Annotated in this window: 16 protein-coding genes; 6 read left to right on the top strand and 10 right to left on the bottom strand. The window is 70.9% G+C overall.

The window, feature by feature from the left end; translation table 11 throughout:
- Positions 1 to 81: 81 nt before the first annotated feature.
- A complete protein-coding gene (locus ACFYPM_RS00780; protein ID WP_387189760.1) occupies positions 82 to 579 on the top strand; it encodes a GbsR/MarR family transcriptional regulator in 498 nt (165 codons plus the stop codon).
- A gap of 3 nt (positions 580 to 582) precedes the next feature.
- Here ACFYPM_RS00780 and ACFYPM_RS00775 read toward each other — a convergent pair whose 3' ends face one another.
- Both ACFYPM_RS00775 and ACFYPM_RS00770 read right to left on the bottom strand, forming a co-directional pair.
- Positions 583 to 1137 carry a two-component system response regulator gene (locus ACFYPM_RS00775; RefSeq protein WP_110568316.1) on the bottom strand — a complete coding sequence of 185 codons (555 nt, stop codon included), beginning with the start codon at positions 1135 to 1137 and terminating at the stop codon, positions 583 to 585.
- A complete protein-coding gene (locus tag ACFYPM_RS00770) occupies positions 1134 to 5501 on the bottom strand; it encodes a HAMP domain-containing protein (protein WP_357244114.1) in 4368 nt (1455 codons plus the stop codon). Before ACFYPM_RS00770 ends, ACFYPM_RS00775 begins: the two co-directional genes overlap by 4 nt.
- Before the next feature lie 294 nt (positions 5502 to 5795).
- On the opposite strand from ACFYPM_RS00770, the gene ACFYPM_RS00765 reads away from it, so the two are divergent.
- Positions 5796 to 7850 (top strand): SpoIIE family protein phosphatase, encoded by a 2055-nt coding sequence (locus tag ACFYPM_RS00765; RefSeq protein WP_387189758.1) that lies wholly within the window; start codon positions 5796 to 5798, stop codon positions 7848 to 7850.
- Between the two features lie 50 nt (positions 7851 to 7900).
- Positions 7901 to 8305, top strand: coding sequence for a hypothetical protein (locus ACFYPM_RS00760; protein ID WP_387189757.1), 405 nt, complete (start codon positions 7901 to 7903; stop codon positions 8303 to 8305).
- Positions 8306 to 8321: 16 nt separating this feature from the next.
- Here ACFYPM_RS00760 and ACFYPM_RS00755 read toward each other — a convergent pair whose 3' ends face one another.
- Entirely contained in the window at positions 8322 to 9680 is a 1359-nt protein-coding gene (locus ACFYPM_RS00755; RefSeq protein WP_387189755.1) for an FAD-binding oxidoreductase, read from the bottom strand.
- Between the two features lie 96 nt (positions 9681 to 9776).
- Between ACFYPM_RS00755 and ACFYPM_RS00750 the strand changes: the two genes are divergently transcribed.
- Both ACFYPM_RS00750 and ACFYPM_RS00745 read left to right on the top strand, forming a co-directional pair.
- Positions 9777 to 11873 carry a S9 family peptidase gene (locus ACFYPM_RS00750; protein ID WP_387189753.1) on the top strand — a complete coding sequence of 699 codons (2097 nt, stop codon included), beginning with the start codon at positions 9777 to 9779 and terminating at the stop codon, positions 11871 to 11873.
- 393 nt (positions 11874 to 12266) lie between these two features.
- Positions 12267 to 12452, top strand: a complete 186-nt coding sequence (locus tag ACFYPM_RS00745) for a hypothetical protein (RefSeq protein ID WP_387189750.1) — start codon at positions 12267 to 12269, stop codon at positions 12450 to 12452.
- Positions 12453 to 12606: 154 nt separating this feature from the next.
- Here ACFYPM_RS00745 and ACFYPM_RS00740 read toward each other — a convergent pair whose 3' ends face one another.
- Positions 12607 to 13203 carry a TIGR03086 family metal-binding protein gene (locus ACFYPM_RS00740; RefSeq protein ID WP_387189749.1) on the bottom strand — a complete coding sequence of 199 codons (597 nt, stop codon included), beginning with the start codon at positions 13201 to 13203 and terminating at the stop codon, positions 12607 to 12609.
- 31 nt (positions 13204 to 13234) lie between these two features.
- On the opposite strand from ACFYPM_RS00740, the gene ACFYPM_RS00735 reads away from it, so the two are divergent.
- Complete coding sequence (locus ACFYPM_RS00735; RefSeq protein ID WP_387189746.1) at positions 13235 to 14032, top strand: DUF6597 domain-containing transcriptional factor; 798 nt, start codon at positions 13235 to 13237, stop codon at positions 14030 to 14032.
- A gap of 84 nt (positions 14033 to 14116) precedes the next feature.
- Here the strand turns inward: ACFYPM_RS00735 and ACFYPM_RS00730 are convergent, their stop codons facing one another.
- Genes ACFYPM_RS00730 through ACFYPM_RS00705 form a run of 6 tightly spaced genes read right to left on the bottom strand, consistent with a single transcriptional unit; the run spans position 14117 to position 19714 of the window.
- Positions 14117 to 15655, bottom strand: coding sequence for a SpoIIE family protein phosphatase (locus ACFYPM_RS00730; protein WP_387189743.1), 1539 nt, complete (start codon positions 15653 to 15655; stop codon positions 14117 to 14119).
- Between the two features lie 4 nt (positions 15656 to 15659).
- A complete protein-coding gene (locus ACFYPM_RS00725; RefSeq protein ID WP_387189740.1) occupies positions 15660 to 17018 on the bottom strand; it encodes a sensor histidine kinase in 1359 nt (452 codons plus the stop codon).
- Positions 17015 to 18028, bottom strand: coding sequence for a SpoIIE family protein phosphatase (locus tag ACFYPM_RS00720; RefSeq protein ID WP_387189738.1), 1014 nt, complete (start codon positions 18026 to 18028; stop codon positions 17015 to 17017). Before ACFYPM_RS00720 ends, ACFYPM_RS00725 begins: the two co-directional genes overlap by 4 nt.
- Positions 18025 to 18444 carry an ATP-binding protein gene (locus ACFYPM_RS00715; RefSeq protein WP_387189737.1) on the bottom strand — a complete coding sequence of 140 codons (420 nt, stop codon included), beginning with the start codon at positions 18442 to 18444 and terminating at the stop codon, positions 18025 to 18027. The genes ACFYPM_RS00720 and ACFYPM_RS00715 overlap by 4 nt, the downstream gene beginning before the upstream one ends.
- Positions 18441 to 18851: an STAS domain-containing protein gene (locus ACFYPM_RS00710; protein WP_387189735.1), complete on the bottom strand. Its 411-nt coding sequence runs from the start codon at positions 18849 to 18851 to the stop codon at positions 18441 to 18443. Before ACFYPM_RS00710 ends, ACFYPM_RS00715 begins: the two co-directional genes overlap by 4 nt.
- Positions 18851 to 19714: an STAS domain-containing protein gene (locus tag ACFYPM_RS00705; RefSeq protein WP_387189733.1), complete on the bottom strand. Its 864-nt coding sequence runs from the start codon at positions 19712 to 19714 to the stop codon at positions 18851 to 18853. Before ACFYPM_RS00705 ends, ACFYPM_RS00710 begins: the two co-directional genes overlap by 1 nt.
- Positions 19715 to 19727: the final 13 nt, after the last annotated feature.

Below are 19727 nucleotides of genomic sequence, written 5' to 3'. Positions count from 1 at the left end.
TACACTCGTTTCACAAAGTTGTGAAGACTGTAGGAACTGGGCAGCATCGAGGGTCACACCAGCACGCGGGAGGGGACCACCATGGCAACCGGCGACAGCCACGACTCGGTGCACCTCTTCGTCGAGCGGATGGCCCTGACCTTCGCCGAGGTCGGTTTCCCGCGAATGGCCGCCCGGGTGCTCTTCACCGTGATGAGCGCGGACGACCCGGTCACCGCCGCCGAGATCGGCGATCGGCTCGGGGTGAGCGCGGCAGCGGTCAGCGGCGCGGTCCGCTACCTCACCCAGTTCGGCATGCTGATCCGCGAGCCGGTCCCCCGGTCCCGACGGGATCGTTACCGGATGCCGGACAACCCCTGGTACGAGGCGACCATCACCAAGACCGCGCTCTACAAGACGTTCATCGACACAGCCGCCGGCGGGGTGGTCGCCCTCGGCGGCCCGGAGACGCCGGCCGGTGAGCGGGTGGCCGAGATGCGCGACTTCTTCATCTTCGTGCAGGAGGAGCTCGACTCGCTGGGCGAGCGCTGGCGGGCCCGGCGGGCCACCACCGGCCACGTCAGACCCGGCGAGGTCTGAGCGTCAGGCGGTATTGCCCCAGCGGGCCTGCTCAAGCATGCGTACCGCCCGGTCGCGGGCCTCCGAGTCGTCGGAGCGGAGCAGCGTGGTCGCCTCGTCGACCGCGTCGGTGAGCCGCCGCCACTGCGTGTCGCGCTCCCGGACCAGGTCCGACTGGGTGGCCAACTGCCGGGTCTTCACCCACAGCTCGACGAAGACCGACACCTTGGCCCGCAGCACCCACGGGTCGAACGGCTTGGTCAGGTAGTCCACCGCGCCCACCTGGTAGCCCCGGAGAGCAAGTTGGGCGTCCCGGTCCGCAGCGGTCAGAAAGATGATCGGCACGTGCCGGGTCCGCTCCCGGCGCTTGATATGGCTCGCCGTCTCGAAACCGTCCATGTCCGGCATCTGCGCGTCCAGCAGGATCACCGCGAAGTCGTCCACCAGGAGCTGCTTGAGCGCCGCCTCGCCGCTCTCCACCGCCACGGACTGGACCGGCAGCCCCTGGAGGATCGCCTCCAGGGCCGTCAGATTCTGCCGCCGGTCGTCCACGAGCAGCGCCTTGGCGATCTGGGTCACGAAGTCTCCTCGGTCCGACTGCCGTTGATCCACGACGACATCAACTCGATCAGGTCATCCAGGTCGACCGGCTTGGTGATGTAGTCGCTGCCGCCGGCCGCGAGCGCCGACTCCCGGTCACCGGGCATGGCCTTCGCGGTCAGGAACACCACCGGCAGATCAGCGAACCGATGGTTGCGGCGAATCTGGCGGGTGGTCTCGTAGCCGTCCTGGTCCGGCATCATGGCGTCCATCAGCACGATGTCCACCTCCGGATGCTCGGCCAACAGGCGGACACCGTCCGCCCCGTTGTCCGAGTACAGCACGGTCATCCCGTGCAGCTCCAATGCGCTGGTCAAGGCGAAGACGTTGCGGACGTCGTCATCCACGATCAAAACCGTGGCGCCATCGAGCTGACGGGTGACAGGTGCCTCCGGCCGCTCCGGCAACAACTCCAGCGGCGGCATCAGCAGCGACGACGGCAGGCCGGCGCGCTGCGGAGACGGAAGCTGGGGCGCGACCACGGCGTCCGGGGCCAACACCTGCGGTACGAACAGGGTGAAGGTCGAGCCCTGACCGGGAGCGGACGACACGGTGATCGTGCCGCCGATCAGCCGAGCCAGATCGCGGCTGATCGACAGGCCCAGGCCGGTGCCGCCGTAGCGGCGGCTGGTCGTGCCGTCCGCCTGCTGGAACGCCTCGAAGATGATCGACAGCTTGTCGTCGGAGATGCCGATCCCGGTGTCGATCACAGTGAACGCGATCACCTGCTGGGCGTTTGTCAACGCCGGTACGTCGAAGACCGCGTTCTCCGCCGCCGGGGCGATCCGCAACGTCACCGCGCCGTTGTCCGTGAACTTCACCGCGTTGGAGAGCAGGTTGCGCAGGATCTGCTGCAACCGCTGCGCATCGGTCACCAGCGCTGGCGGCAGATCCTTGCTCACCCGTACCTGGAAGTCCAGGTTCTTCTCCTCGGCCTGCGGCGCGAACGCCTGCTCGACGTAGCCGCGCAGCTCGGCGAAGCGGATCTCGGTCGGCTCGACGTCCATCCGACCCGCCTCGATCTTGGACAGGTCGAGGATGTCGTCGATCAGGCGCAGCAGATCCGAGCCGGAGCCGTGGATGGTCCGGGCGAACTCGATCTGCTTCGGGCTGAGGTTCTGCTCCGAGTTCTCCGCCAGCAGGCGAGCCAGCAGCAGCAGCGAGTTCAGCGGCGTACGCAGCTCGTGGCTCATGTTGGCCAGGAACTCGGACTTGTAGGCCGACGCCCGGGTCAGCTGCTGCGCCTTCTCCTCCAGGCCCAGCCGCGCCAGCTCGATCTCCCGGTTCTTCGTCTCGATGTTGCCCTTCTGCTCGGAGAGCAGAGTCGCCTTCTCCTCCAACTCGGCGTTGGTGCGCTGCAACTCCGCCGACTGCTCCTGCATCTCGTGCGCCAGCCGCTGCGACTGGGCCAGCAGCTCCTCCGTACGGCGGTTGGCCTGAATGGTGTTGACCGCGATGCCGATGGTCAGCACCAGCCGCTCCAGGAACGCGAGGTGCAGACCGGAGAAGGCCGACACGCTCGCGAACTCGATCACGCCGAGCAGCTCACCCTCGAACAGCACGGGGAGCACCACCAGGTCGGACGGAGGTGTCTCGGCCAGCCCGGACCGCAGGGTGAGCCGGCTGTTCGGAGAGGCGCTGACCCGGATCGTGCGGCGGGACAGCGCGGTCTGCCCAACCAGCCCTTCGCCCGGCCCGAAGGTGACGTCGTTGCCCCGGGCCACGTACCCGTACGACGAGGTCAGCCGCAGCCGCATGCTGCCGTCGGTGTCGTCGGCCAGGAAGAAGGCACCGAGCTGGGCGTCGACGAGCGGGGTCACCTCCATCATGATCATGCGGCAGACCTCGCCGAGATCGCGCTGGCCCTGCAACAGGCCGCCGATCCGCGCCAGGTTGGAGTCCAACCAGCCCTGCTCGGCGTTCTTCTTGGTCGTCTCCCGGAGGGTGACGATCATCTGGTTGATGTTGTCCTTCAGCTCGGCGACCTCGCCCTGCGCCTTGACGGCGATCCGCTGGGTCAGGTCGCCCCGGGTCACCGAGGTGGACACCTGGGCGATGGCCCGCAGCTGCGTGGTCAGCGTCGAGGCGAGCTGGTTGACGTTCTCGGTCAGGTCGCGCCAGGTGCCGGACACGCCCTTCACCTGTGCCTGGCCACCGAGCTTGCCCTCGATGCCGACCTCGCGGGCCACCCGGGTCACCTCGTCGGCGAACGACGAGAGCTGATCGACCATCGTGTTGACAGTCGACTTCAGCTCCAGGATCTCGCCCTGGGCGTCCACCGTGATCTTCTGGCTCAGGTCACCCTTCGCCACCGCGGTGGTCACCGAGGCGATGTTGCGGACCTGGCTGGTCAGGTTCGACGCCATCGAGTTCACGTTGTCGGTCAGGTCGCGCCACGTACCGCTGACGCCCTTGACCTGGGCCTGACCGCCGAGCTTGCCCTCGGTGCCCACCTCGCGGGCCACCCGGGTCACCTCGTCGGCGAACGACGAGAGCTGGTCCACCATCGTGTTGACAGTCGACTTCAGCTCCAGGATCTCGCCCCGCGCGTCCACCGTGATCTTCTGCGACAGGTCACCCTTCGCCACCGCCGTGGAGACCTGGGCGATGTTGCGGACCTGGGCGGTCAGGTTCGACGCCATCGAGTTCACGTTGTCGGTCAGGTCCCGCCAGGTGCCGGCGACCCCGCGCACCTGGGCCTGACCGCCGAGCTTGCCCTCGGTGCCCACCTCGCGGGCCACCCGGGTCACCTCGTCCGCGAACGACGAGAGCTGGTCCACCATCGTGTTGACAGTCGACTTCAGCTCCAGGATCTCGCCCCGCGCGTCCACCGTGATCTTCTGCGACAGGTCACCCTTCGCCACCGCCGTGGTCACCGAGGCGATGTTGCGGACCTGGCTGGTCAGGTTCGACGCCATCGAGTTCACGTTGTCGGTCAGGTCGCGCCACGTACCGCTGACGCCCTTGACCTGGGCCTGACCACCCAGGTTGCCCTCGGTGCCCACCTCGCGGGCCACCCGCGTCACCTCGTCGGCGAACGACGACAACTGGTCCACCATCGTGTTGACGGTGTTCTTCAGCTCCAGGATCTCGCCCTGGGCGTCAACGGTGATCTTCTGCGACAGGTCGCCCTTCGCCACCGCCGTGGAGACCTGGGAGATGTTCCGCACCTGGCTGGTCAGGTTGCCGGCCAACTGGTTGACGTTCTCGGTGAGGTCGCGCCAGGTGCCGGAGACCCCGCGCACCTGCGCCTGGCCGCCGAGTTTGCCCTCGATACCCACCTCACGGGCCACCCGGGTCACCTCGTCGGCGAACGACGACAACTGGTCCACCATCGTGTTGACGGTGTCCTTCAGCTCCAGGATCTCGCCCTGCGCCGCGACCGTGATCTTCTGCGACAGGTCACCGCGCGCCACCGCCGTGGAGACCTGCGCGATGTTACGGACCTGGGCGGTCAGGTTCGACGCCATCGAGTTGACGCTGTCGGTCAGGTCCTTCCAGGTGCCGGCCACGTTCGGCACCTCGGCCTGGCCGCCCAACTTGCCCTCGGTGCCCACCTCGCGGGCCACCCGGGTCACCTGCTCGGCGAAGAGCCGCAGCGTGTCGGTGAGGTAGTTCATCGTGGCGGCCAACTCGGCGACCTCACCGCGCGCGCCGACCGTGATCTTCTGCGACAGGTCGCCCTTGGCCACCGCCGTCGCCACCTGCGAGATCGACCGCACCTGGCCGGTCAGGTTCGACGCCATGGTGTTCACCGAGTCGGTGAGGTCCTTCCAGGTGCCGGCGACGCCCCGAACGTCGGCCTGGCCACCCAGCTTGCCCTCGGTGCCCACCTCACGGGCCACCCGGGTCACCTCGTTCGAGAACGAGGACAACTGGTCGACCATCGTGTTCACGGTGCGCCCGATGCGCAGGTACTCACCGCGCAACGGCCGGCCGTCGATCTCCAACGCCATGTGCTGGGAAAGGTCGCCGTCCGCGACCGCCACGATGACCCGGGCGATCTCGGTGGTCGGTCGGCCCAGGTCGTCGATCAGCGAGTTGATGGCCCGCTGCCCCTCCGCCCAGGAGCCGTCCAGCCCCTCGTCGTCGAGCCGCTCGGTGAGCCGGCCGTCGCGACCGACGATCCGGCTGATCCGCCGCAGGTCCAGGTACTGCCGCTCCTGGAGCGAGACCACCTCGTTGAAGGCGTCCGCAACCTCACCGGCCGCGCCCGCGCGGCGGGGGAGCCGGACCTTCAGGTCGCCCCGACCGATCCGTCGCAGTGCCTCGGTCAACTCACCGAGGAGCGCCTCGTGGTCGGGCGCGGACGGATCCGCCACCGACTGCTTCGCCGTGGTCATCATTCCTCGCTCCACTCGGGGGCTGCCGGTCCGTACGACACACCGGCACCCCATATTGTGCCCGCGCGCGCCGTGGTGCCAGGGTGCGCGACCCGCCAGGTGGCCCCGACCGCCGCCCGATCCGCCCGATCGGGACGAGACTGGCCCGGGGCTTCGCAGACCTCGCAGAGCGGCTCAACAAGCCGCACCGGGGCGCGGCATGGGCAATCAGCTCTCCCCTCCGATGGTGGGAAGGACGACGCGCGACTGATGATCGGCTTGGCACCCGACGGGGGAACGGTGGAGGATACGAGGGTGTCAGCCGAGGCGGGGCCCGCGACGGCCGGGGCCCGGGGCGGGGCGACCCGGCGCGTGCGCCTGCCCGCCGACCGCCGTACTCCAGCCGCCGCCCGCGCCGTGGTCCGCTCCGTGTTGACCGAGTCACACCTGGACGAACTGGTCAACGAGGCGCTGCTGCTCACCACCGAGCTGACCACGAACGCCGTCGAGCACGCCCGCACCGAGTTGGACATCGAGGTCGTCGCCGACCAGATCGGGTTGACCGTCACCGTCTCCGACTTCGCCCCCGGCTCCGGCGACGAGCTGACCGTCGGCGCCCGCAACGACTTCACCGAGATCGACGAGGTCTCCGAACGGGGCCGGGGTCTGCTCCTGGTCGACCACTTCGCCAGCCGCTGGGGCACCACGTACCTGCCCACCGGCAAGGGTGTCTGGTTCCGGCTGGACCGCCCCGGTGCCGACCCGCAGACCGAGGGCAGCACCGGTGGCGACCCCTGGGTGAGCACCGACAGATCCGCGCCGAGCGCCAGCGCGATGAGCGAACTCATGCAAACCGCCCCCGACCTGTACGCCGACGATCCGCTGCCCGACTTCGCCACCAACCTGCTCAGCCGGGTCGCCGAGATGGTGGGAGCGGCCGGCGGCACGATCCGCCTGGACCGGGGCGACGGACAGGGACGCCAGGTGTTGGCCCGCTTCGGTCGGCCACCCCGCCCCGACAGTGAGCTGCTCCGGGTGCCGCTGACGGTGCAGCGCCCGTACGCCGGGGAGCTGGAGTTGGACGCCGCGCCGTCGGCGTACGCCCGGCCGTTGGCGGTGCTCACCGCCGAGCGGCTGTCGCTGCACCTGGAGAACGACCGGCTGCGCCGGGCCGACGTCCGCCGGCAGGTGTGGTTGACGTTCCTGGCCGAGGCGAGCGAGTTGCTCGCCCAGTCGTTGGACGTCGACCTGACCATGGCCCTGGTGCCGCAACTGGTGGTGCCCCGGCTCGGCCAGTGGTGCGCGGTGCACACCGCCGACGAGTGGGGCCGGCTCCGGCTCGCGGCGGCCAGCCACGCCGACGAGTCGATGCTGCCGCAACTGCACAAGGTGCTGGCCGAGACCGGTCCGGACTCGATCCAGGCTCGCCTGCGCGAGGCGTCCCGCAGCGCGGCACAGATCCCCCTGGGCGGGCCCATGGAGGGTTTCGCGGTCCCGCTGATCGCGCGGGGGCAGCGGCTCGGCACCCTGGCGGTGGGGCGGCACCAGCGGCACCGGCATGACCCGGACGAGGTGGCCGTGTTGGAGGACGTGGCCCGGCGGGCCGCCCTGGCCATCGAGAACGCCCGGATCCACGCCGAACGTCGCCGGGTGGCGCAGACGCTCCAGCAGTCGCTGCTGCCGCCGGTGCTGCCGCTCGTGGACGGGATCGGCTTCGCCGCCGAGTACGTGCCCACCGGCGACGACGCCGAGGTGGGAGGCGACTTCTACGACGTGGTGCCGCTGCCCGACGGACGGTGGCTGGTGGTGATCGGTGACGTCTCGGGCAAGGGCGTCCAGGCGGCCGCGGTGACCGGGCTGGTCCGGGACGTGATCCGGGTGTTGGTCGGCGACGGCAAACCGTTACCGGAGGCATTGGCGCGGCTCAACGAGACGCTCGTCGAGCGGGGTGGCGGACGATACTGCACCTTGGCGCTGGCGGCGGTGGGGCCGGGCCAGGGCGGCCAGTTGGACGTGTCGCTGCATCTGGCCGGGCACGACCAGCCGGTGCTGCTGGCCGCCACGGGTGGTGCGGGGTTCGTCGGCACCAGCGGGACCGCGCTCGGCCTGCTCGACACGATCACCTCGCCGACGGCGAAGATCACGCTCGGGCCGGGCGACTCGCTGATCTTCTACACCGATGGCGTCACCGAACGACGGCGCGGCCGGGAACTGTTCGGCACCGACCGACTGCGGGACGCGGCCGCGCCCCTGGCTGGATACTCGGCCGACGTGGTGGCCGCCCGGCTGCGCTCCGCCGCGATCAACTTCTCGGTGGAGCCGCCTCGGGACGACATCGCCATCCTGGTGCTCCGCAACGACGCGACCTGACCGGTACGCGTGGCCCACGGTTTCCGGGTTAGCTCGGTAGATTGACGCTCATGTCGAGTGTTGCGCGGGACATGTCGTACTCCCGGCCGAGGGTCCGCGTCTTGATCGGCGCGCAGTTCGCGACCATCGGCGCGTTCCTCGCCGTGCTGGCGCTCTACCTGGGTCGGATGGCGGCCGCCGGCGTCGGCCCGGCCGAGATGCTGACCGGCGCGTACGACCCGAAGGACATGCTGTCCTACTGGCTGCACGGCCTGCTGGCGATGCTGTACCTGGCGGGGGCGGTGCTCGGGCCGCCGCTGGCGTTCGTCGCGTTGATCAGGGCAGTCCGAGAGCACGAGAGTCTCCCCCGGGTAACCCGAACGCTGCTGCTGGCCGGCGCGGCGGGCACCCTGCTGGTGCTGGTGGTCCGGCTTACCCCGCCGCTGCTGGACATGCACAGGTGGTGGATGGACTGACCGACCCGGGCGGGGCTCACAGACCGCCGGGCAGGCGCCCGGGGGCGAGCCGGTGGTCCGGATCGAGGTGCTCCTTGGCGGCCCGCAGTTGGGCCAGGCCGGCCAACTCGCCCCAGAGGTCGACGGCCTCGCGGACCGCCGCCGGAGCGGAGACCACCACACAGCGGCCGTGCCGGGCCAGCAGCACCCCCCGGACGGCAGCCAGGATGGACGCCACCCGGTCGGGGGCCAACGCTCCGGGCAGTGCCGCGTGCACCACACCCAGCCCGGCCGACCCGCGCACCGGCACCGGCGCGCCGGCCGCGTCGCGGAGCGCGTAGACGGCGGCGTGCAGGTCGCCGATCGGCACCTCCAGGCGCAGCGCCGTGTCGCCGGGCGCGAACGGGTAGCGACGCCACCACGTCGGCGCGGAGTGGGCGATCGTCGCCTCCCCGTGCAGCAGGCCGACCAGTCGCTCGGCGCGCTCGGTGACGTCGGCCGGCCCACCCTCCAGCAGCACCACCAGGCTGCCCGCCCGGGACGGGACATCGGACCGCCCGGACATCGACGGATGACGCTCCCGAGCCGCCGCGGACGGGTGGCCGGGCGGGTACGGCGTACGTGGTCGGGGAGTGGCTCCCGGCAGGTCCAACTCGACGGCCGCCGGCTCCAGTCGGGCGGCGAGGATCGTCCGGATCAGCTCGTGCACCTCCAGCGGCGTCCACACCGGCCGCGACACCCAGAGCCGGCTCGCCGGCATCGGCTGCACCCGCAGACTCGCCGAGACCAGCACACCGAGCGCGCCCTGCGAGCCGCAGAGCAGCCGGGCCAGGTCGAGGCCCGGCGCGCCGCCACCGGCGCTGACCAACTCGCCGTCGGCGGAGAGGTAACGGAGACCGAGCAGTTGGTCGCAGGGGCTGCCGTGACGGTGGCGCAGCGGACCGGCCTCACCGGCGGCGAGCACCCCGCCGAGGGTCGCGCCCGGTGACGGGGCGTCCATCGCCAGCCGCTGCCCGGTGCGCTCCAGCGTGGACTGCACCGCTCGCAGCGGGGTGCCGGCACCCACCTCGGCCGCCGGCGCGCCAACCGGCTCGTGACCGATGCCGGCCAGCCGGCCGGTGTCGAGCATGATGTCGACCTGCACGGGTGTGGCACCCCAGTCAATCTTGGTGCCGGCTCCCCGGGGCACCACCGCCAGGTCGTGCGCGGCAGCCAACCGCAGCACCTCGGCGGCGGCGTGCGGGCCGCCCGGCACCGCCACCCAGCGTGCCCGCCGCCCCGCCACCTCGTCGGCCGCACCCCCGAGCCGGGAGAACGGCGGACCACAGATCGCCGCCAGTCGCCGAGTGATCTCGAGAGCGCCGGACCGGCCGAGGGAACTCGCTGCTGCCGCCATGCCGGCTATCGTACATGTGTTCGAAAGCCGAGGTGATGCTGATCGGGATGCCGCTGGTTCGGCTCACCGCGGGCGCCGACCGGTAACGTGGCCGCCGTGACCACCGAGACTGCCCCGCCCGCGGCGAAGCGGGTGCCCAGCGAGCGCAGGCACCACGGCGACACCGTCGTCGACGAGTACGCCTGGCTCGCCGCCAAGGACGACCCGGAGACGATCGCCTACCTGACCGCCGAGAACGAGTACACCGACGCGCGCACGGCGCACCTGGCCGCGCTCCGCGAGGCACTGTTCGAGGAGACCCGCCGACGCACCAGGGAAACCGACCTGTCCGTGCCGACCCGCAAGGGCGGGCACTGGTACTACACCCGGACGGTCGAGGGACAGCAGTACGGGGTGCAGTGCCGGCGCGCGGTCCGCGACGGCGAGATCGAACCGCCGGTCAGCACCGACGGTGCCCCGCTCGACGGCGAGGAGGTGCTGCTCGACGGCAACCTGCTCGCCGAGGGGCACGACTTCTTCTCGTTGGGCGCGTTCGACGTCAGTCCGGACGGTCGCTGGTTGGCCTACTCCACCGACTTCTCTGGCGACGAGCGGTTCACGCTGCGCGTGAAGGACCTGTCCAGCGGCGAGGTGCTGCCCGACGAGGTACCGGACACGTTCTACGGCACCGCCTGGTCGGCCGACGCGTCGGTGCTGTTCTACGTGACGGTGGACGACGCCTGGCGGCCCAACCGGGTCTGGCGGCACACCGTCGGGTCCGCCGCCGGGGACGACGTGGTGGTCCACCAGGAGGACGACGAGCGGTTCTGGGTGGGTGTGGAGCTGACCCGGTCGGAGAAGTTCATCCTGATCGACATCCACAGCAAGGTGACGAGCGAAGTCCTGGTGATCCCCGCCGGCAACCCGACCGGCGCGCCGACCGTCATCGCCCCCCGCCGGCAGGGCGTCGAGTACGCGGTGGAGCACCACGGCCACCGTTTCCTGATCCTGCACAACGACGGCGCGGAGGACTTCGCGCTGGCGTTCACCTCGGCGGACGCGCCGGGCGACTGGGTGCCGGTGATCGAACACACCCCCGGCACCCGGCTGGAGGCCGTGGACGCCTTCGCCAACCACCTGGTCGTGTCACTGCGCACCGACGGGCTCACCGGCCTGCGGGTGCTGCCGGTGGGCAGCGACGACTCGTACGACATCGACTTCCCCGAGCCGCTGTACAGCGTCGGCCTCGACGCCAACCCGGAGTACCGCACCGGACAGGTCCGCCTGCGCTACTCCTCGCTTGTCACGCCCGACTCCGTGTACGACTACGACCTGGTCACCAGGCAGATGGTGCTGCGCAAGCAGAAGCCGGTGCTGCCCGGCCCGGACGGACGGCCGTACGACCCGGCCGAGTACGAGCAGCACCGGGACTGGGCACTCGCCGACGACGGCACCCGAGTGCCGATCTCGCTGGTCTGCCGGGTCGGCACCCCCCGGGACGGCTCGGCACCCTGCGAGTTGTACGGCTACGGCTCGTACGAGGCCAGCATGGACCCGTGGTTCTCGGTGGCCCGGCTGTCACTGTTGGACCGGGGCGTGGTCTTCGCGGTGGCGCACACCCGGGGCGGCGGCGAGATGGGCCGACGCTGGTACGACCAGGGCAAGCTGCTGGCCAAGAAGAACACCTTCACCGACTTCGTCGCCTGCGCCCGGCACCTGGTCAAGGCCGGCTGGACGGCCAGCGACCGGCTGGTCGCCCGCGGAGCCTCGGCCGGCGGCCTGCTGATGGGCGCGGTGGCCAACCTGGCACCTGACGCGTTCACCGGCATCGTCGCGCAGGTGCCGTTCGTGGACGCGCTCACGTCGATCCTCGACCCGTCGCTGCCGTTGACCGTCACCGAATGGGAGGAGTGGGGCAACCCGCTTGAGGACCCCGAGGTGTACGCGTACATGAAGTCCTACACGCCGTACGAGAACGTCGCCGCGGTGGACTACCCGGCGATCCTCGCGGTGACCAGCCTCAACGACACCCGCGTGCTCTACTCGGAACCGGCGAAGTGGATCGCCCGGCTGCGGGCGGTCGCCCCGGACGGCGACTACCTGCTCAAGACCGAGATGGGCGCCGGGCACGGCGGTCCGAGCGGTCGCTACGACTCCTGGCGCGAGGAGGCGTTCATCAACGCCTGGATCCTGGACCGCATCGGCCGCGCCTGACCAGTCGATCACGCCGGCGCGGCCCGATGAGCGCTCGATCGTGGAAGTAGCCCCCTCGGCGGCCCGCTTCCGTGACAACGCCGTTGCGTTAGGGCGGCGGCCAACGGGTCAACCCGCTGCTGACTGTCGTGCCTTGTAGATCAAGCCACGTCGAGCAGGAGAATCGCGCCGATCTTGCACTTTCTGTCGCCGGTTTAGGCGGTAATGCACCCTAATGTCGGGGCAGAAAGTGCAAGATCGCGATGCAGGATCGGTTGACGAACAGTCATTCCGCCTCACGCAACGGCGTTGACTTCCACGATCGAGCGCGATCATGAATGGATCGCGTGTCTGCGAACACCGCGCGACCTGGCCTTTCCGCTCGCGGCGGATGTCGCGGCCTAGACTTCCGGGGTGACCGGGACCACGGATGGTGACGGCGGGCCTGCCGAGAACGTCCGCCGGCCGAGCTTCGCGGCGATGGCGCGGGATCGCCGGGTCTGGTTGATCCTCGCGGTGGTCGCCGGCCTCCTGGTCTGCTGCTGCTCGGCTGTGGTCGGCGCGCTGATCGCGCTCTCCTCCGGGCTACTCACCGCCTGACCCGCCCGAAGGCACGGCCGCTCAGGCCCCCTTCGCCTTCCGCCGTTTGCTCGTGGAGTTATCGCCACGACACGCAGCGCGGACGCGCAATAACCTCATGATCGACCCGAGTCGGGGTGCGCGGGGGTGCGTGGGGGTGGGCGGGCGGGTGGGGTTACGGGGTGGGGGGCCAGGTGGGGGTGCGGCCGGTTTGGGTCAGGAGGCGGGCCAGGTCGGGGGGCGGGGTCTGGGCGGCGGCTGGGGTCGCGGCCGGGGTGGGCGGTGGGTCGGCGAAGACGCCCATCTTGCGGGCCGTCGGGCCCAACTGCTCGACCAGTCCGTGCAGCTCGGCCACCGCCTCCGGGGCCGGCTGGTACGCCTGACCGGTGGCGACGGCGAGGTCCCAACCGTGCACGGTCAGGTCCAGCAGGGCCATACCGCCGATGACGGTCTGCGGCAGGCCCATGCCCGGCGACACACCCTCCAGGGTCGACGGGTCCGACCAGGCTCCGATCAACTTGTCGGTCTCCGTCTTGAACCGATCCTGCCAGCCGTCGGTCAGGTGGTCGGGCTTGTCGGCCCACTCCACCTGCCGCTTGTTGGCCAGGTCCTGAAAGTTGACCACCACCTCGAACAGGTGGTTGAGGAGATCGCGGACCAGGTAGTCGCGGCACGGGGTGGGCAGATCGAACTGGTCGTCGGCGATGCCGCGCACCACCGCGACGGTTCGCGGCGCGGCAGCCGCCAGCAGGTCGCTAGTCTGAGTGGTCATAGGGCCAGCGTATGAGGGTGGTCTTGAATAAATGCGACACCGACCGCGTGGCGACAGCCGGGGGATCCTCGACCCCGGGCGCATGCTGCGCGAGGTCCGGTTCCGTCGACGCCTGCCGGTGGAGTCGCTCCGCCCCTGGGTGGAGCACTACTGGCTGATCGACTGGGCGTTGAGCGCTCCGTTCGAGCAGCGTGTCGTGCCACATCCGGCGGTGAACGTGGTGTTCCGGCAAGACGGTGAGATGCCCGAGTGCGGCGAGGTGGCCGGGGTGGGCCGCGACCTGTTCCGGATCACGCTCACCGGCACCGGCCGGGTGTGCGGGGTGCAGTTCCGCCCGGGTGGGTTCCGCCCGTTCTGGCGTCGGCCGGTCAGCGAACTGACCGGCCGCCGGGTGCCGCTGCCCGCTGGCCGGCTGGCGGTACCCCACGACGGGGTGTGCGCCGCCACCGACGACGAGCGCTGCCGCGCGTTGGACGCCCTGCTCAGCGCCTGGGACCCGGAGCCGGACCCGATGGCCGAGGAGGCCGTCCGGCTGGCCGAGGCGATCCGCGCCGACCGGACCGTGCTGCGGGTCGGCGACTTCGCCGCGCGGCACGACCTTCCGGTACGCCGGTTGCAGCGACTCTTCATGGAGTACGTAGGGGTCGGGCCGAAGTGGGTGATCCGCCGCTACCGACTCCAGGAGGCCGTCGAACAGGCCGCCGGCGGCCCGCTGAGCTGGGCGGATCTCGCCGCCGACCTCGGCTACAGCGATCAGGCTCACCTGGTCCGGGACTTCACCGCCGTGGCCGGGGTGTCCCCCGCCGCCTACGCCCGCTCGGTGCACTGAAGCCGGCACCGCCGGAAAGCCAGCACCGCCGGAAAGCCAGCACCGCCGGAAAGCCGACGCCGCAGGCAGCCGGCCCGCGCAGGCTCAGCGGCGGCGCAGGACGACCACGGCGACGTCGTCCTGGATCTCCGACGGGGCCAACTCGACAAGCAGCCGGGCGCAGAACCGGTCCAGGTCGTCGTCGACGGTGGCGGCGACCGCAGCCAGCGCGGCCAGCCCCTCGTCGATCGTGGCGTCCCGTCGTTCGATCAACCCGTCGGTGTAGAACACCAGCGTGGCACCGGCCGGCAGCACGAATTCCAGGTCGGCCGGGCGAGGCGCGCGGACGCCGAGCAGCGGCGCGGAGTGCTGCACGAACTCGACAGTGCCGCCCAGGTTGAGCAACGGCGGGAGGTGCCCGGCGCTGGCCAGCCGGACCCGACCGGTCGGCGGGTGCAGCAGCAGTACGCAGAGCGTCGCCAGTTCGTCCGGCAACAGTGTCCGCATCAGCTCGTTGACCCGGTGCAGGATCTCGCCGGGCTGGTGCCCCTCCACGGCGTACGCCCGCACCGCGTGGCGCAGCTCGGCCATCACTGTCGCCGCGTGCAGCGAGTGTCCGGCCACGTCGCCGATCGCCAGCAACAGGTGCCCGTCGAGCATCACCAACTCATAGAAGTCGCCGCCCACCTCGGTCTGCGCGCTGGCCGGCTCGTAGCGCACCGCGAAGTCCAGTCCGGCGACCGTGGGCAACCCGCGCGGGAGCAGGCTGCGTTGGAGAGTGACCGCGATCCGGTGCTCCTCGTCGAAGGAGCGCTGCCCCTCGACGGCCGCCGCCACCGCCTGGGCCAACTGCACGAGCACCGGGGTCCGAGCGGTCTGGGTGACGGTCGGGACCACCACGTACAGCGGGGCTCGGTCCTCCCGCAGCCGGGCGGCGGCGACGGTCACGGTGTCGTCCGCCGGCCAGTCGACCAGAGCCCAGTTCGCCGGGGTCTCCACCCGTACGGTGGCACCGGTCGGCACTCCGGTGTCGTCGACGACCCACGGCACCACCTCCGCCGCCACGCCGGGGCCGGCGCAGATCCCGGCGAGACAGTCACCGTCGAACGTCTCGGCGATCACCGCCGACGGGCTCTTGAAGATCTGGGCGGCCCCTTCCGCGGCGGCCTCCAGGAGGCGTGCGAAGTTCGGTGCGGCGTGCACCGCCACCGTCGTGTCGGCCAGCCCGAGCAGTCGCTCGGCGAGCAGTTCGGCGCGCTGCCGGGCCTGGTAGTACCGCAGCACCGCTTTGGTGGTGGCGATCAGCTCTTCCGGCTCGATCGGCTCGGTCAGGTACGCGTCCGCGCCCCGGGTCAGCCCCTGGGCGCGGTCGGCCACGTCGACGGCGTGCGCCGACACGTGGATCACCGGCATCGCCGGGTGCCGCACCTTGATCTGCTCGCAGACCTCGTACCCGCTCAGGTCGGGCAGCCGGACGTCGAGGACCACCAGGTCGATCCGGTCCACCTCGACCCGCGCCAGCGCCTCCGCGCCGTTCTCGGCCTCGAGCACGGTGAACCCGGCCCGGGTCAGCCAACTGACCAGCAGGTAACGCTTGGTACGACTGTCGTCGACGACCAGAATGGTTGCCGGCATGCCGTCCATGTTGTCACTCCCCGCCGATGGGCAGGGAGACGGTGAATGTGCTGCCCCGGCCCGGCACGCTGGTCAGCTCCAGCGTCCCGCCGAGCAGTGTCACCAACCGCCGGGCGTACGGCAGGCCGAGGCCGGTGCCGCCGACCCGGGTGGCGCCCGGCACCTGGTAGAACTCCTCGAAGATCCGGTCGTGCAGCTCGACAGCGATGCCGGGGCCGGTGTCACTGACCTCGAAGTCCCACCGGTCGCCGCGCCGGCGGGCCCCCAGGCGCACCTCGCCACGCTCGGTGAACTTCAACCCGTTGTGCAGCAGGTTGCGCAGCACCTGGCCGAGCAGCACCTCGTCGGTGCGCAGCGTGGCCGGCGCGGCCGGCTCCTCCACCACCAGCTCCACCCCCGGGCGGGTGGCCAGCGCACGCAGTGTGCCGCGCAGTTGACCGAAGACCGGACGCAGGTCGACGTCCGCCCACTCCGGCTCGATCCGGCCGGACTCCGCCTTGGCGAGGTCCAGCAACTCGTTCACCAGATCGAGCAGGTCCGCCGCCGACGAGCGGATCAGATCGACCTGGCGGCCCTGCTCCTCGGTGAGCGGGTCGGAGGCGGAGTCGGTGAGCAGCCGCCCCAACCCGATGATCGCGGTGACCGGGGCGCGCAGCTCGTGGCTGACGTTGGCCAGGAACCGGCTCTTCGACTCGCTCGCCGCGCGTAGTTGCGCCGACTTCTCGTCCAGCTCGGCGTAGAGGGCGACGACGCCCCGGTTGGTCTCCTCCAACTCCTCGGTGAGCTGGTTGTAGAGCGCCAGCACACCCCGGTTGGTCTCGGCCAGCTCCTCGTTCAGAACGGCCAGCTCGTCGCGCTGACTGCGCACCTCGTCGAGCGCGGCGATGAGCTGCCCGTTCTGCACGGTCAACTCGTCCAGCGCGCTGGCCGGCGCGGTACGACCGAGTTCCATGCGGAACTCGGCGAGCCGCTCCGGGGTCGGCGTCGGCGCGCTGGCCGGAACTCGTCGGGACATCCGTACGACCGTAACCCCCTCGACTGTCGACACGCTCAGTGTGTCGACCAGGCGGGACACCGCGCCGGACTGGGGCTGGTAGTCACCGTCGGGAAGCGCGGTCACCGGGGCCAGGTCGGCGCGCAGGTGGAACCGGCCGTCAGCGCCCGCGTCGATGTGGAAGGCGACGTCCGCGCCGCCGGTCGTGCGCAGCAGATCCCGGGCCACCTCGCTGAGCGCGGTGGCGATCCGCACCTGGTCCTGCCGTTCGAGGCCGACCACCGCGGCCACCTCACGGCCCCGTTGGCGGACCACGAAGATGTCCTGCTCGACCCGCAGCGCCATCTGCAGCAAGGGCAGCGCCGGCTCGCCGGTCATGCCCAGGACCTCGCGACCAGTACGCAGGCATCATCGCGTCGTACACCGGCGTCGCGCAGCAGTGTCGCGGCCATCACCAGCGGGGACCGCTCCGCCAGGCCCGGGTAGTCGCCCAACCGCCAGCGGTCGACCACTCCGTCGCTGTGCATCACCAGCCGGGCGCCCGGAGCGAACGGGTAGTCGTACTCCCGGATTGTCGGCCGCTGGTGGCCGGCGATGCCGGGCAGTGACACCAGCCCACGGCGCTGACCGTCACCCTCGACGACCACGCCGGAGATGTTACCCAGCCCCGCGTAGCGCAGTATGCCGGCCGCCGGCTCCAGCTCGGCGACCGCGAGCGCGGCGCCCCGGGTGTGCGACATGCTCCGGTGCAGGTGACCCACCACCGCCGCCGGTGGCCCGGCCGGGGCGTTCCGGAACGCGGCGAGCGCCGCGTCGGTGGCGGCGGCGGCCAGCGGGCCGTGACCCAACCCGTCGCTGACCAGCACCTGGTGACGTCCGTCGGCGATCCGGACGGCGTATCCGTCGCCGCTGACCGTCTCGCCGGTCAGCGGCCGGGTGAGGGCACCGGCCCAGGACGGCAGCGCCGGCTCCGCCGGCCAGACCTGCACGGCGAGGACGGTGCCCCGGCCGGGCAGGGAGTATCCGTCGAACCAGCTGGCCTGCCGGACGATGGCACCCAGACCGATGCCGAGCGTGCCGGTGGTGGAGTGCCCGTCCTGCGACGAGACGGTCAGGTCGGCCATGCCGGGCCCGGAGTCGATGGCGATCAACTCGACGCCGGCCTCGCCGGCGCGACGCACCGGCCGGAGCAGCAGGACGCCGTCGTCGGCGTGCTTGACCAGGTTGCTCGTCAGCTCGGCGGCGACGATAGCCAGGTCGGCGATGCGGGCCGCACCCATCTCCAGCTGGGCACCGAGGCGTTCGGCAGCGCGCCGGACGGCACTCGCCGCGCTGCTGGCCTCCACCCGGAACCAGATGCCACTGTCGGTGACCGGATCGGCGTTCACCGGGACCACTTGGTGACCGTGATCCGCGTGCCCGAATCGGGAGACGTCTCGATCTCGAATTCGTCGACCAGTCGACGGGACCCGCTGAGCCCGAGGCCCATGCCGCCGCCGGTGGTGTAGCCGTCGGTCAGGGCCAGGTCCAGGTCTGGGATGCCCGGCCCGGAGTCGGCGAACACGATCCGCACGCCCTTGCGCCGGCCGTTCTCCACGGTTGTCACCTCAGCCGAGCCGCCGCCGCCGTACACCAGGGTGTTGCGGGCCAGCTCGCTCGCCGCGGTGACCACCTTGGTCTGGTCGACGAGGGACAGCTTGACGGCCACCGCCACGGCGCGGACCAACTGCCGGACGCGCACCACGTCCTCGTCGCTCTGGACCGCCTGCGTCTGCGGCTGACCCAGGTCGATGCCCGCGGTCACGTCGTGGCCGTCTCGGCGTCCGGATCGTCGTCGAGTTGGTAGTCGAACTCGTCGGCGTGGGCCGCCGCGATCAGCTCCATGCCACGCTCGACGTTCAGCGCGGTACGGATGCCGTTCAGCGACAGCCCCAGTTCGACAAGGGTGATGGCGACGGCGGGACGCATCCCGACCACCACCGTTTCCGCGTCGAGCACCTTGGAGATCGACGCGATGGTGGAGAGCATCCGCCCGACGAAGGAGTCGACGATGTCCAGCGCGGTGATGTCGATGATGACGCCGTGGCAGCCGGTGTCGACGATCCGCTCGGCGAGATCCTCCTGGAGCTGAACCGCCGTCTGGTCGGACATGTCCAGCTGGATCGAGACGAGCAGGATGTCGCCGATCTTGAGGATCGGCACACGTTCCATCAGACGCCCCGGCGTGGCTGCTGGCGGCGGGGCGTCTCCACCCCGTTGAGCCGCAGCACGTGACGCAGCGCGTCGGCGAGGCTCGCCTTGGTGGCGATGTCGCCGAACTCGATGCCGAGCGCCACGATGGTCTGCGCGATCTGCGGTCGGATGCCGGAGATGATGCAGTCGGCACCCATCAGCCGGGCGGCCACCACGGTCTTCAGGATGTGCTGGGCGACCTGGGTGTCCACCGCCGGGACGCCGGTGATGTCGATGATCGCGTACGGGGAGCCGGTGTCGACCAGGGTCTGCAAGAGCCGCTCCATCACGACCTGGGCCCGGGCCGAGTCCAGCGTGCCGACCAGCGGGACGGCCACCACGCCCTCCCACAGCTTGACCACCGGCGTGGAGAGTTCGAGCAGCTGCTCGGCCTGGTCGGCGATCAGGCTCTCCCGGGTGCGGACGAAGCTCTCGAAGGTGAACAGGCCCATCTCGTCGACCAGCTTCGAGAAGGCGACGTAGTCGGGCAGCGCGGTGTCGCCGCCGGCCTCCTGCACCAGCTCGGCCAGCACGTCCTTGAGCGCGAAGATGCTGACCGTGGTCTCGGTGGCGGAGAAGCCCTGCCGGGCCCGGCCACGGGACAGCTCGCTGAGCGCGGCGCGCAACTCGGCGGCGTTGTCGGCGGACAGGTCGATGTCGCCCTGCTCACTGGTGATGAGGATGGCGCTGTGCAGGTCCTGGACCTGCCGGCGCAGCTCGGCCTGGCTCAGCCGGCCCCGCAACGAACTGGTGACGATCTCGGTCCACCGAGTCGTGACCCGTTCGGCCTGCCCGCTGAGCAGCGCGGCGAGCCGACCACTCTCTTCGGTGCTCAACGCCATTTGGAACCCCCTT

Origin of the sequence: Micromonospora sp. NPDC005203 (assembly GCF_042872705.1) — a bacterium.
Classification (GTDB): domain Bacteria; phylum Actinomycetota; class Actinomycetes; order Mycobacteriales; family Micromonosporaceae; genus Micromonospora.
This window is presented reverse-complemented; position numbering and strand designations above follow the sequence as displayed.